At 56.5% G+C, this 12,438-nt stretch carries 14 protein-coding genes and 2 pseudogenes; 12 read left to right on the top strand and 4 right to left on the bottom strand.

The features are described 5' to 3' along the window. Positions 1–113: 113 nt before the first annotated feature. Entirely contained in the window at positions 114–602 is a 489-nt protein-coding gene (locus KBY77_RS10735; RefSeq protein ID WP_255104184.1) for a hypothetical protein, read from the bottom strand. Positions 603–996: 394 nt separating this feature from the next. Here KBY77_RS10735 and KBY77_RS10730 point away from each other — a divergent pair, with 394 nt between their 5' ends. The 3 genes from KBY77_RS10730 to KBY77_RS10720 all read left to right on the top strand — a co-directional run bounded on the left by KBY77_RS10730 (position 997) and on the right by KBY77_RS10720 (position 1,902). Then, positions 997–1,209, top strand: a complete 213-nt coding sequence (locus KBY77_RS10730) for a hypothetical protein (protein ID WP_255104182.1) — start codon at positions 997–999, stop codon at positions 1,207–1,209. A gap of 4 nt (positions 1,210–1,213) precedes the next feature. After that, on the top strand, positions 1,214–1,387 hold the full coding sequence (locus KBY77_RS10725) for a hypothetical protein (RefSeq protein ID WP_255104179.1): 174 nt from the start codon (positions 1,214–1,216) through the stop codon (positions 1,385–1,387). A 155-nt stretch (positions 1,388–1,542) separates the two neighbouring features. Further along, on the top strand, positions 1,543–1,902 hold the full coding sequence (locus tag KBY77_RS10720; RefSeq protein WP_255104177.1) for a hypothetical protein: 360 nt from the start codon (positions 1,543–1,545) through the stop codon (positions 1,900–1,902). A 294-nt stretch (positions 1,903–2,196) separates the two neighbouring features. Here KBY77_RS10720 and KBY77_RS10715 read toward each other — a convergent pair whose 3' ends face one another. Further along, the gene (locus KBY77_RS10715) at positions 2,197–2,466 is read right to left on the bottom strand and encodes a hypothetical protein (protein ID WP_255104166.1); all 270 of its coding nucleotides are present in this window, start codon (positions 2,464–2,466) and stop codon (positions 2,197–2,199) included. Between the two features lie 615 nt (positions 2,467–3,081). Between KBY77_RS10715 and KBY77_RS10710 the strand changes: the two genes are divergently transcribed. The 9 genes and pseudogenes from KBY77_RS10710 (at position 3,082) to KBY77_RS10670 (ending at position 10,955) form a co-directional block, all read left to right on the top strand. Beyond that, positions 3,082–4,155 carry a serine protease gene (locus tag KBY77_RS10710; protein WP_255104164.1) on the top strand — a complete coding sequence of 358 codons (1,074 nt, stop codon included), beginning with the start codon at positions 3,082–3,084 and terminating at the stop codon, positions 4,153–4,155. Positions 4,156–4,175: 20 nt separating this feature from the next. Further along, positions 4,176–4,474, top strand: a pseudogene (locus tag KBY77_RS10705) (DNA-3-methyladenine glycosylase); the annotation flags it as partial. Positions 4,475–5,110: 636 nt separating this feature from the next. Beyond that, positions 5,111–5,788, top strand: coding sequence for a hypothetical protein (locus tag KBY77_RS10700; protein ID WP_255104162.1), 678 nt, complete (start codon positions 5,111–5,113; stop codon positions 5,786–5,788). A gap of 156 nt (positions 5,789–5,944) precedes the next feature. After that, the gene (locus KBY77_RS10695; RefSeq protein WP_255104160.1) at positions 5,945–6,418 is read left to right on the top strand and encodes a COP23 domain-containing protein; all 474 of its coding nucleotides are present in this window, start codon (positions 5,945–5,947) and stop codon (positions 6,416–6,418) included. A gap of 188 nt (positions 6,419–6,606) precedes the next feature. Continuing rightward, on the top strand, positions 6,607–7,290 hold the full coding sequence (locus KBY77_RS10690) for a serine protease (protein ID WP_255104158.1): 684 nt from the start codon (positions 6,607–6,609) through the stop codon (positions 7,288–7,290). An 80-nt stretch (positions 7,291–7,370) separates the two neighbouring features. Further along, a pseudogene (locus KBY77_RS16635) lies at positions 7,371–7,946 on the top strand (serine protease); the annotation flags it as partial. Positions 7,947–8,117: 171 nt separating this feature from the next. Further along, a complete protein-coding gene (locus KBY77_RS16630; protein WP_255104198.1) occupies positions 8,118–8,756 on the top strand; it encodes a LysM peptidoglycan-binding domain-containing protein in 639 nt (212 codons plus the stop codon). 1,108 nt (positions 8,757–9,864) lie between these two features. Then, positions 9,865–10,254, top strand: a complete 390-nt coding sequence (locus tag KBY77_RS10675) for a TM2 domain-containing protein (protein WP_255104156.1) — start codon at positions 9,865–9,867, stop codon at positions 10,252–10,254. A 233-nt stretch (positions 10,255–10,487) separates the two neighbouring features. Beyond that, complete coding sequence (locus KBY77_RS10670; RefSeq protein ID WP_255104154.1) at positions 10,488–10,955, top strand: hypothetical protein; 468 nt, start codon at positions 10,488–10,490, stop codon at positions 10,953–10,955. Positions 10,956–10,973: 18 nt separating this feature from the next. Here KBY77_RS10670 and KBY77_RS10665 read toward each other — a convergent pair whose 3' ends face one another. Both KBY77_RS10665 and KBY77_RS16520 read right to left on the bottom strand, forming a co-directional pair. Next, entirely contained in the window at positions 10,974–11,567 is a 594-nt protein-coding gene (locus tag KBY77_RS10665; RefSeq protein WP_255104151.1) for a hypothetical protein, read from the bottom strand. A gap of 10 nt (positions 11,568–11,577) precedes the next feature. Then, positions 11,578–12,342: a hypothetical protein gene (locus KBY77_RS16520; protein WP_261352131.1), complete on the bottom strand. Its 765-nt coding sequence runs from the start codon at positions 12,340–12,342 to the stop codon at positions 11,578–11,580. Positions 12,343–12,438: the final 96 nt, after the last annotated feature.

Below are 12,438 nucleotides of genomic sequence, written 5' to 3'. Positions count from 1 at the left end.
GGCCGGGATCCGCTCCTCGATCGAGACGTAGGAGAACAGTGAGCCGCTGCGCTCCTGCTGACCTCGCATCACGGCTGTGCGGTTGCCCCATTTTCGCAGGGTGGGCGGGTTTTTCAGCAAACTCCTAGGGCTCCAGCGATCTCGCTCAGGCCGACTGTCAGGCCGGCAAAGGTGCCCAGAAGGCCCAGGGAGATCAGGATGCCAGGGGCCTGCCGCAGCCAGCTCTGTGCCGACGCGGCTGTGATCTGACGAATGAAGAAGGGCAGGGAGATGGTCTCGATCTCGCCGGCACTGAATTCGGACGTTTCGACCTGATCGACGTGGGACAGCAGCGCGATGTAGCGGTTCTTGATGCGCTCGAGGCGATCACCAAGTTCTGGTTCATCCGAGTCGTCCTGGTGGAGCTGAGCCAACTTGTTTGCCAGTGGCGTGGTCAAACGCACGAGCCGGCCCGAAAGGTTGATCGCCACGAAGGCCACCGCTATCATCAACAGCAGGATGACGACTTTCGAGAGGTTGATAAGGTCATCCATCAGGAAAAAGGTGCGACAATATCTGGTCACGTTGAGTGAGTGACATGTTAGATGTTTGCCCTCCACCATGGTCCGCATCGATGAGTCTACGCTGGCTGCACATACCCATTCAGGGGTCGGGACAGCTCGGAGCGAACATCGCTACGGCTATGCCCTTGACGGCGGCGTGATTCCCGGCTGAGATATGGCATGGCTTTTCAGGAGCCGGGAGCATCTGCTTACCAGAAGGCATCACAAGAACGACACGTGCGAGGGCTGGAGCGGCGTGCAAAAGCGCTTGGTTACCAGCTGGTCCCAACCGGATGACTGGGCGAGATCCCTGTAGGCCGTGGGTGTTTCTTAGGGAGATGTCACCCCTCTCATCAGTACACCCGGGGGCTTGAGGACATGACCAATGCGCGGATACAGCGAGGCCATCAAGGCTGATGTGAGAAGGCGAATGAGCCCGCCGCACCGGCATAGCGTGGCCCGGATCTCCGAAGAGCTGGGCAACAACGTGATCACCTTCTACAAATGGAGGAAGACGTGGCGGTTGCAGGGAGAGTTCGTGCCGTCATCCGAGAAGGAACCAGAGGGCTGGAGCGCTGCCGTCAAGTTCACGGTGGTGCTGGAGGCGGCAGGGCTGAACGGCACCGAGCTCAGTGCCTACTGCCGTGAACGGGGGGCTGTTTCCTGAGCAGGTGAGCCGTTGGCGGCAGGCAGCCACCGATGCCAACGCCAAGCCGGTGCTGACGATGGCCGAGCAGAAGGAGCTCGAGAAGCTCCGCGCCCAGGACCAGCGCGGCCTCCATCTCATCCAAGAAGCGCTGGCGACGCGTCCTCTTCTTTGGCGTAGATCTGCTCGTAGTCCGTGAAGCCCAGCTGGAGGGAGGCAGCCATCCGTTCCAGTCTCAGTCTTGGATCTGGATTGATTTTAGCGGGTTTATCAGGGGTTCCTTAGGCACGAACTTTCTGTTGACAGGCTGGGAATAGACGCCTATAATTTATTATCGAGTAAAGCGGTCAACTCATGTCACCACTACGCATTCTTCCGTTTGCAATATTTGCGATACCGCTCTGGACATTCGACGTAGCACACTCTCGCCCTTTTCTTTACATATCAAGCTTTACTTATGGCGGCAGTGCCAAGCAATGTCTTGAAGGCGCCAAGACCGCGCTGCAAAGAAACGGCTTTACACTGAATCTTTCAATACAATACTACAACAACCAGTCGATGGGCGGCTCTGTAAGTGGGTCACTTCCCGACGCACCTGTGGTCGCAGAAATTGATTGTGACAAGTCTATAGGGGTTTCTGCCGTTGCGGTGAGCGGCCTCGACAACGAGGTCACTTACCAAAAGTACACAGAGCTTTATAAAGAAAAGTGGTAGTATCGACTTCCATAGCCACGGCCAAGGCGACATCACTCCAAGGGGAGCTCCGGCCCGACTTAACGCATCGCCGCCTTGTTGGTGATGGCGATATGCCCACGTCCTTCGGGGTTGGCTGCGACCGCACCGCATTTTAGCCAGGCCACCTTGCGCGAAACGTCCAAACCGATGCGCCCCAACCTTCCAATCCTGGCAAGACTTTCACGCGATCACTGACGCCCTATCCAAGCCGGATGCCTCCGGCATTGCTGGCATTCAGGCGGGATTGAGGGGACGTGACCTGCTCCCTACCATTTATTTATTTATTCTTGGATCAACCCACCAGATTGTATGGTTGGCTGGTGGCAGTTGTGCCAGGTTGTTGTTGACAGGGTCTTCGTCGTCGACAAATCTGTAAACAAGACTGACATCTTTCTGCCCCCCTGCTGGAAGAACACCGAACAACTCAAGTTTTTCAACTTGAGCAAGATCCTCTAAAGCTTCATCTTCCGTATTCCATCTTTTGTCGTATAGATAAGGGTGAAGATAAAGCTTGCAATCTAATAATATTAATGCTCTAATCATGGTTTTTGTTTAGCAAAGAATAATTTTATGAATTGGCTGTTGGCTTATACTCTATTTTTACTTATTTTTAATTTTCCATGAGCCTATATCCAGATTCGATCATACACTGGAGTCCAGTTACCTGCTCTGTTTGTGTGACACTTTACAGAATGGCACTGCTCCGGAACCATTTTTTACTCAGCATTGGAATTAGGCAGAATAGGATCTTGGGGATGATTGGCGTACCCCTGCGGACTAATCTGAGGCTTATTTTCAAGTCAGATGTGGGTATGGCTTTAACACTCCTCAGTATGCAACCGGTAAGACCGCAGACTTCACCCCGCCGAAACACCTATCGGATGCCGCACTTCGGATGCTCAGGCGGTGACTTTCAGGGAAGGTGTCACACCTAGGCTGCCACTCAGGCGGCCTGTATCAAGGGTAGCGCCAGGATCGGATCGGGCTCCTCTGGTGGCTTGTTGATCCACACTTCTTCGGGTTGATGCCAGCAGCGGATGCCTCGGCTCCAGCGTGTTGGATTTGCCCGTCGGGCTGTCTCGTAGACATTGGCTCGCTTCTTGCAGATTGCGGTGGCGGTCCCGAGATAGGCTCAGAGTAGCCAGTGACGAAGCCACGATGGGTCACCTGTCTGCCCTGGTCGTCGCCCTGCTGCTGCCTGCCGCATCGCCACTGCTTCTGGGCGCCGTAGTCACTACAGGGTCGCTGCTGGTCTCCCAGGCACCAGCTGAGTCGCAGAGCGCAGAGGCGGTCGCGAAAGTTGCTCGAGCGATCACTGTGCGGATTGAAGGAACTGGCTCACCTGGCTCAGGCGTCTTGGTGAAACGTGATGGCAACCGATACACGGTGTTGACCGCTTGGCACGTCGTCAGTTACAACAACTCTGGCGAAGAATTGGATATTTACACTTTTGATGGCCAGCGGCATCAGCTGGAGAAATTTAGTATAAGGAGAATCGGCCAAAGTGATACTGCCCTTCTGGCTTTCATTTCGCTTGCAAATTACACGGTAGCATCTATTGCAAGGGCAATCAGTCCAGCAGAAGTCGTATACATATCTGGCTTTCCACTTAATTCGCCTGAGCGAATAAAAAACTCAACTGCCAAAATTATTGGATACACGGACTGTGATGCTCAGGTGAATGACGGAGGGCTTCTTTACAAGATTTCAAGTATGCAAGGCGAAAAGGCTGAAAAATTGAGCTTTCAGGCCCACTACGAATCATCGCATAAATTTATTGCAGACCCAAATCAGGATACCAGAAGTGGCATGAGCGGGGGCCCGATTCTCACGGGAGACGGACTACTTATAGGTCATCACAATGGAGGGTTGGGTGGGGCTAGTGATTGGGGTGTTTCCATCAAGATGGGGCTTAACAGGGGCTCAATCACGCCTAGCACCAAGCCGAATATCGCTAATTATGTAAACTCAAAAGCCGTATGTGAAATTATGAATGCTCATAGTGCCTGGCTGCAGGGGAGGCTTTCGGATGCGGCTAATTTCTCCTTGGGCGCATACAGAGCGGACCCCAAGGCCATGCTTTTCGTTTCAGATACGCTCAACTTTACATTGCCAAAACTTGGAAGATTTCGCGAACTATGTGAGCTGCGCGCCACGGGGGCTCAGTTGAATAATGTCAGCCTTGACTACATTTGCAAGGGTGATGCCCCTGAGTTGTATATGCCCAGATAATTTTCATTTCTCTAGGCAATCTGCAGTCTTCCCTAAGCCACTCCAATAGCCAACGGCGACCCCCAGCTCTCCCCCAATCCTTCTTCGCCGGCCCCGCAGAGCAGGTCGCCCCTCGGCTAATCGGCAACCTGCTGGTGAAAAGCCAACCCGATGGCGAGCTACTGTAGGGCGTGATTGTGGAAACAGAGGCGTATTCTCAGGAAGGTCCCGCCTGCCACGGCTACCGCCTCCAATCCTTCATAACGAAAACCTATGGAGCTTGTCTGGGAGTTGTGAGGTGGTTGTGAGTGATGGCATACACCACTGCGTGAATCTGGTGGTTACTTATATCCAGACCAGCCTAGATATTCTGCCGTGCTGCGCTTTCTGATCGACGCCCTTACGCCCGGCCTACCTTGGAGTGCCAAATATGTCGTTGGGCAAAAGGTAACGCGTGACACCCGAGCAGTGTAGCCAGTACAGAGCGATCGGCGGTCGACTTGCGGCCTATGTCCGCCAGCAGGCCGATCAATTGCCGCCAGCCTCGACGCTTCAAGCTGTCGCGGCTGACATCGCTGAAGGCAATGGAGAGCTGGTCCTTCCCTTGAAGGATCTCGTCACCAGGCCAGCGTTCCGCAGGCTTGCCACAAAGGCGGGGAATGGTGACGGGTCCCTTGATCGTCAGGCTCTCCTGCAGACCATGCAGGCCACCTTCTCTCTTCAGGTGATCGAGGCCCTTGGTGAGATCCTCTCCGGCTTCCTCGACCTTCCCAGGGTCTCAGACACGTACCAAACATTGGCAGGGATCAAAGAAGAGCGGACCGAGACAACTGCCGCCGTCCCTCCTCTCGAAGAACCCCGACACGCGTCAGCCCAGCAGCCGATCCCTGAGCCTCAAGCCCATCGAAGCGGAGCACCTACCCCGCCGGGTCACCGTTTGCTGGCCCTGGCTGGCCTTGTAGCGGCAACAGCCGTCATGGCAGCGAGTGCTGTCATCGCGGTCAGAAGCCCGCAGCTCTGTGGTCCACTCGGCCTGTGTTCCACCCAGCAGGGCGCGTCTGCCACGGAGAAAGCCCTCCAAGCCGCCAACCAGGCTGAACAGGATCTGCGTCGCGCCCAGGGGATTGAGGAATACCGCCAGGCCACCGACCAGCTGGAGCACGAGCTGCTCAAGCTCACGGGCGACATCCTCACCCCGGAGCAAAAGCAGAACCGGGAGCAGCTGCAGTTCACAGCCAAGAAGGCGCGATCAATCCTCACGGAAGAAGAAGCAGGCCTGTCACGGCTGGACCGTGCGATTCAGGCGCTGGATGCCGCCGAGTCGCTTAATGGAGGGGAGCGCCTAGGCGAGCTTGAGACTGCAGGGCAGGCACTGGATGGGATACCCCCGAGCAGCTTTTCAGCCGCCGAGGCCGTGCGCCTGCGAAAAAGGCAGCTGGAGCTGGAGCGTTCCGCAACGCCCCCTCAAGCGGCAGAGCCTGAGCCAGTGGAGCCTGGTTCAGCTCCGGAACCATCCAGCTTGAGCACACCTGCCACCGAGCCGGCACAGCGACGGGCCGCCACATCCCAACCCACACCCAAACCGACACCCCAAAGACAAACGCCCAGTGCTTCCGGGAACTCAGCATCGTTCAGGGATGAGCCACTGTTCTGATCTGCTGGGAAGCCGTGAATACTTCAGCTGGCTCTATGCTCCAGAGACAAAACCCTTAGTCCCATAGCCATGAACAAGAATGTCACCCTCGCTGGCTTTACCGCTTTAGGCTTTATCTCCAGCATCTGTCTGACCCATCAGGCTGCGGAAGCCGGGGTGTCCGCTCGCAACTTCGTGTGCGGTACCGCCGCCGGCGCTCCCTCCACCAACGTGGTGACCGCCGATGGCCGCCAGGTCCCCGTGATCCGCTGGACCAGCAGCGTATTCAACGACGCAGGGTGGAACCAGCAGCTCCGCTGCCAGGAGGTGTCCGCCCGCTTTGACACCTATCTCAAGCAAGGCCGTCTGGCCTTCATCACCACTGGGCGGATGAATGGCCTACCGGTGATCTGTACCGCTCCCAGCAAGGGCGGTGCCTGTGACGGGCTGCTTTACACCCTCAAGCCTGGACAGGCCGCTACCTCCACCTTGAAGAATCTGCTGGAGATCCGCGTCAAGGCCCGTGGCCCGCTCAACGAGACCAATGGCCGGCTCTACGTGAGCCTTGATGAGCTGTTGAGCACTGCCCAGGCCAACGCCACCAACATGGCAAGCCCAGCTTCCGTCCTGCCGCAGAACCGCCTATTTTGAGGAGCCTTGCAAGCGCTCTGACCGGCAGCCTGTTCGTGTGGGCTGTCGGCTCCACCCTCGCTGCAGAACAACCACCGGCTCGCCCAACCGCTCTCGGGCAGCCATCTGCTGTGATCAGTGCGCAGATCCAGAGGCAGTCGGTCACTGTGCTGGTCCGCGATACAACGGGCACACAGTTGGGCTCTGGGGTGCTGGCCGGCACTGCGCCGGGTGGCTACTGGGTAGTGACCAACCGACATGTGGTGCTGGAACAGAAGGCGGTCTGCGTGGTGACAGCCGATCACCGGGGCACGACCGCCGTGGTGATTTCTGCTACCCCGGCGGAGCGCCGCAGCGAGGTGGATCTGGCCTTGCTCTGGTTGCCGCGCCGCAGCAAGGATTCGTTGATGGTGGCCGTTATGGCCCAAAAGCCCGTGGATGCTGCGTCACTCCCTTTAGTGACCGCAACCGGCTATCCAACGCCGCTGAAGACGAGCCCTGATGGTCCGACTTACACCGAGCGAGCGGGTCTCTTGGTTCCCCTTCTGGCGAAGCCACTGCAGGGCGGGTTCGAGCTGGCTTATACCGCAGCTGTGGAAAAGGGGATGAGCGGGGGCGGGGTATTTGCTGGCGGTAAACTGATCGGTATCAATGGTGCCCATGCCAATCCTCTCTGGCCTGGCCAATGGAAGGATCAGCAAGACGAAGCTGTGAATGAGCAGTTAAACGATAAGTTGGAGCTTGTCTCGCTGGGGATTGCATGGCCAACGATCCAGAGCGCTCTCAAGGCTGTTCAGCCTCCGATGGTTGCACAGCTGAGCGTCTTGGTTGGGGCGAAATGCAATTCGCCTAAGCCTGAGGCAATCGATGGCAGGTCAAATAGTAAAGTGTAGCAAGCAAGATCAAAGAAGTGACAGCAAATCCATCTGGCAACAGAAAGAAGTTGGCATCATTTGGATCTGCACTGCTGTTGATGCCTGCGTCTCAACAGGTGCCATTTGGTGCTGCTCTATGGATCTGCCTGCCTCTGCTCAGCCAGGCACCTGCTCAGGCACAAAGCGCAGAAGCAGCCGCCAAGGTCGCTCAAGCTGTCACGGTGCGAATAGAAGGTGCCACTCAAGGCTCTGGTGTGCTGGTGAGGCGCGACGGAAACCGCTACACGGTGCTCACCGCCTGGCACGTAGTTGGCGGGCAACGCCCAGGCGAAGAGCTTGATATCTATACGCCCGATGGGAAGCGGCATCAGCTGGAGCAGGGCAGCATCAAGCGACTGGGAGAAGTGGATATGGCAGCTCTGACTTTTTCCAGCTCAAACTCCTATCAAGTAGCAGAAGTTGGGGATGTGAGAAGTGTCTCAATGGGCAGCCCGATTTTTGTAGGAGGCTTTCCACTGCCAAGCTCAGCAGTTCCGACGCGTTTGTTGCGCTTTCTAAAAGGAGATGTGATTGCTAACGCCACGGTTGCGATACCTGATGGGTATCAACTGCTGTATTCCAACCCAACCCTGCCTGGAATGAGTGGTGGCGCTGTGCTCAATGCTCAGGGGCAGTTGGTGGGCATTCACGGTAAGGCAGAAAAGGCAGATCAGATAACTGAAAGCAGTGGGAAGGCAGTTGCTTCTGGCACAAACCAAGCGGTACCTATTACTTATTACAGGCAGTATTCAACCGGCGCTGGTGTCGTCCCATCTACTGCTCAGGCATCTACTCTCATCGGCGGAGTGCATCAAGCCGACCCGCTGCTGGCCGCCAGGGCACAGCCTGCCACGACCCTGGCGGCCTGGCGCATCAGCAGCGATGGGGTCCTGGAACTGCGCACCTCCCCCTTAGCTCCCAACAGAAACCTCCCTCCACTGGAGACCTTTGGTGTGGTGCGATTTGGCGACAATCTGGTGAAGCTCGCCCAGCGTTACAAGGTCAGCATCCAGGACCTGGTGCGGCTCAACCCCTGGGTGTTAGCGGCTCGCCTGGTGGAAGGAGAGCAGATCCGTGTGTCCGGGGCCAGTGCCCTATCGATCAGTGCCCCACCGATTTCCCTGCAGGCCTTCTTCGAGCCAGGCCAGGGCAACACCGGTCCCATGGTGTGGGTTGATCTGCCTGGGGCCCCCAGCCGCACCCGCAGCATCCGCGGCAACGGCATCGTTCGGGAGGTGCGCATCGGCAAACCAGATCCCAAAACCACCCGGCTGGTGATTGAGTTCCAGCCCGGCACAAGACTTGATCCCAGACGGTTGAGGCTGGTGGGTACGGCCCGTGACCGCTGGAAGCTCGAATTCCAGGGTCTTCCCAGCGGCAGCCTGCGCCCGATCGGTGAGGGGGATATGAACGCCTCTTACATGAACGTCTCTTACGCTCCCTAGCGCTCCAATCCGTGATTCACCCATGGGTACAGCCTGACACTCCTCTGCTCTGCCGGACTTCCCGATGTGGCGGACTCATCCTCTTGCGCACATTAGCCTTGACTGCCTTGCTGCATCGACGCATTGCCAATCTCCATCAAGCCCCCGGGTGTACGAATGAGAGGGGTGACATCTTTCCTGAACCCGGGGGGCGACCAGGTTACAATATATACATCCCTGATTGCTCTCATGCACGACCAGGAGACAAGAGAGGTAGAGGCTATACGGCTAAAAATAATAGAATTGGCGAGAGTTGGACACTTCTGGGCAGTCAACATGGCTGCGGTGGTGCATAGGTAGAATTAACACAGTCTACCACTTGCAATACTCGGCCTTTTGCCGTGTAGCATCCATTATGCTCCGATGCCAACATGTCCTAATCCTGTTAGTTTCAGCATTTTCCGTAAGCTGCTCTTCCCGGGTGGCCAACTCAGGATATACTGCAGACGGCATCATAATGGAAAACCAGATCAGATGTCCTGGAGAGAATACATTGGAAATACAATACTGCACTAAAGCAAGACTAGATAAGTCTCAGACCAAGATTAAAGAGGCTCTAAGTCCAGCCTTATATGTTAAATGGCAATCTGCTGCTTTATCCGTCTGCGAAGAATCTTATTCAAAGTGGAGGCAAGGATCAATCTATAAGCAGGTCGTTCTATGATGCCGAGACAATCTTAGCCAGAGCCTGCTTAAGGAACTCGACGGCCTGGGAGAAAAAATGACTCTAAATGTAGAGAATTACGCTCACTTCAATCCTCTTCTCTCTCGACATCTTTTTAATGTGCAAGTGTAGACATTTTCCTATGTCTATTCTCGTGCTAATCCATTTGATTTCCATCATCCACACTCTCGCCGGTGTTTTTTTAGGGATGCCGTGGATAACCGGTTCCTTGGGATGCTTGATGATGGTGATGCGGATGATGTTACTGGATCTGAGAAGTCGTGCCAGGCAGGGAATGACAAGCCAGCGCCAACCCAGGTCAATCAAACTCCTGGGGCCAGCCGCATCGAACTCAATGCTTGCTTTTAATGCTAAAATTCTGGCGGGTTTTGACCAACCTACACATTGGCTCCCATAAAGGAAAAAAAGGAACTAGCGCTAGGATATGCGCTTTGGTGCCTTTCTCTCGTTGGCATCTGCGGTGTGCAGCGGATGTATCTCGGGCAGGTTGGTCTTGGGATTGTCCTGCTGTTTACCTTCGGTTTATGCGGCGTGGCCCAGCTTCTGGATCTGCTTCTCCTGCCTGACGCTGTGAAGCAGGCTAATCAGCGCCTTGGTTTTTCCGGTTCCGAGGCGGCAACACCGATCCCGCCATCGCAGTCGATTCCGACCTCGCGGGCGCCTCAGGTCAAAGTTGCTTTGGTCAACTCGGCTGATGACGATGAGCTCGATCAGTTGCTTCGCCAGGCCGAGAAGTCCGTCAGTCGTACTGAAGATCTCATCGAAGAGGGTTAGCCATGGACGCTGATAAGCTTATTGACTCAATCAAGTTTTTGTTGAAGAGTGTTCGCCAGCTCAGCGATCGATTTGTTGAAGCTACAGAAGGCAACAAACGCACTTTTGAAAGAGTTTTTGGGGATGTTGGTGATCTGGCAGAACGGATTGAAAAGCTCGAGGTCGAACTCCAAAATCTGCGTGATCAGGAGCTGATCGCGGCTGATGGCAACCGGCGCGCACCCGAGCTCCCCGTGCGTGCTGATCAGCAGGATCTGCTGATCCCGGCCCTCAACCTGCCGTTCGATGCGTTGCTTGACGTCTACCGCAACACGCCGGCTCTGTTGCAGCCGTTCGCCCGCGCCTGCAGCGTGAGTGGGCGCACTCTCAGCGGCTCCATCCCCGAGGTGGAGCTGGAGGTGTTCGCCCAGGGAACCACCTGGATCATCGAAACCCAAGATGGTGACTGGGTGCTGCTTCCTCGCCCAGGAATGCTGCAGCGGCAGACGCAAGTGGAGAGTCTGGGGCGTTTCTTTGAGCTTGAGGTGGAATCGCCATTACCTGCCGAGCTGGAGCTGCTCAGGCTCGGCATGGCTACGGTGGTGGAGCATGGCCGTCGCTGGTACCTCAAGGAGAAGGGTGCGATCGGCGTTCACTCCGATCCCCTTCAGCGCGGCCTGGAGCAGCGTATCCGCCTGCTGGAGCAAAAGCTTTCCGGCTGAGCGTCGATCACCAGAACTTCAGGAGCGACTTTTGATCACACTTATGAATTCTGTATTAGTCACCTGAGCCTGTCCCATAGGTTCAGTTCTGACGGTGAAGCTGCGGGTTTCTCGTTGCGTCGTGCCATCTCTGTAGACGAAGGTCATGATCCCATTGAGGTTCACGTAGGAACCGCTGGTTCCGCTGGTCTGTAAGTCAGAGACCGTCACACGGACAAACTGATCAAAGAATTCCGGGCTGTGGAGGGATTCAGCACCAACTGCCATCAGACGACGAGCCATCACTTCATCACCATCTGACCTGGCTGTGATCCAGTCGTTCACCGTTGAGATCGCTTGGTCGGTAGCAGAGAATAAAGCTGATTCATTGTTTTCCACTGCCATTGGAGCGGGAGCAATTTCGCTCTTGGTCGTGGCAGGCTGGTCGGTCGCTTGGGGTTGATTGGTAGCGGTTGGTGGCCTCTGCAACACGATTGCCCCCAGACCCAGCACAATCACCCCGAGAGGGAACATGATGATTAGCAGCAGCAGGGCCTGCTGGTTAGTGAAGCCCTGCTTACAGTAACCACAGCTGCTGCGTTGCTTGCCTGATATCACTGGGAGGTGCAGCACGGGGTGAAGTTCAGGGCGTGGCGATCTTGCCCATGGTCTCCACCCTCCAGCGTTTTCCGGAGTTTGCCAGAAGTGCCGGTTCAATCAGCTGGGGTTGGGCAATGGTCTGCTGCTCGTAGTGGAACAGCCCCTTGGCCGGTTGTGCTGCAGCGAAGCCCTTGAGGGTGCGATCCGTGGGGAACAGCCAGTGCTGCCCTTGGAGTGACACCAGCCAGTAGCTTCCGCCTCCGGGCACCTCCTCCAGTTCCGTTGCGATCGCACGGCCCATCGCCAGAGCATTTTCCGACTCGCTGGTAATGTTCAGCTCCGCAGTGGAGGCTTCGCGCAGTGGCTGGCGATCGCCCACATTCAGGCTGTTGATCAGGCCCGTCTTACTGACCGGTGCCGGGCCTGAGGGTGGGGCTGGGGGTGGAGCTGGGGCTGGGGGTGGGGCTGGGACAGGCCACCCGATGGTCTGGGATGGCTGAGGTTCAGCCGGTGTCGGTTTTGGGGCCGGTGCGGCCATCACCTGGCTCCGGTTGACTACGCGCTCCTGCTCCATCTGCACTTCCACGCCACCGATCCGCGTCAGCAGGTTCTGGCTTCTGCGGCTCAGTTCCAGCAGCCCTTCGCGCTGCTTCGTCACGCGGTCGAAGGCCATGATCGCAAGCATTAGGGCAATCAGGCTGCTGCCGCCGGCTAGCCAGAGCGGCCAGGCGATGCCGAGGAGGCTCGGTTCATCGTTGGCTTTCAAACGTCCTTCAAGCTCGGTGACCTTGCTCTCAAGCTCAACCATCCGAGCATCCTTTGACGTCGAATCAGCGTTCGGAAGGGGTTTAGCTGTTTGATTCTTCTCCGGTGCCCCATCGAGATTCTCCAGAGGAACTGCCGC

Source organism: Synechococcus sp. Cruz-7E5 (genome assembly GCF_024345995.1).
Classification (GTDB): domain Bacteria; phylum Cyanobacteriota; class Cyanobacteriia; order PCC-6307; family Cyanobiaceae; genus Regnicoccus_A.
Note: the sequence above shows the minus strand (reverse complement) of the source record. Positions and strands in the feature narration are given on the sequence as shown.

Coding starts and splice junctions, on each gene's coding strand:
- KBY77_RS10710 (WP_255104164.1), top strand. CDS start 3,082: ATGGGTCACCTGTCTGCCCTGGTCGTCGCCCTGCTGCTGCCTGCCGCA.
- KBY77_RS16520 (WP_261352131.1), bottom strand. CDS start 12,342: ATGGTTGAGCTTGAGAGCAAGGTCACCGAGCTTGAAGGACGTTTGAAA.
- KBY77_RS10720 (WP_255104177.1), top strand. CDS start 1,543: ATGTCACCACTACGCATTCTTCCGTTTGCAATATTTGCGATACCGCTC.
- KBY77_RS10715 (WP_255104166.1), bottom strand. CDS start 2,466: ATGATTAGAGCATTAATATTATTAGATTGCAAGCTTTATCTTCACCCT.
- KBY77_RS10735 (WP_255104184.1), bottom strand. CDS start 602: ATGGTGGAGGGCAAACATCTAACATGTCACTCACTCAACGTGACCAGA.
- KBY77_RS10700 (WP_255104162.1), top strand. CDS start 5,111: ATGGCAGCGAGTGCTGTCATCGCGGTCAGAAGCCCGCAGCTCTGTGGT.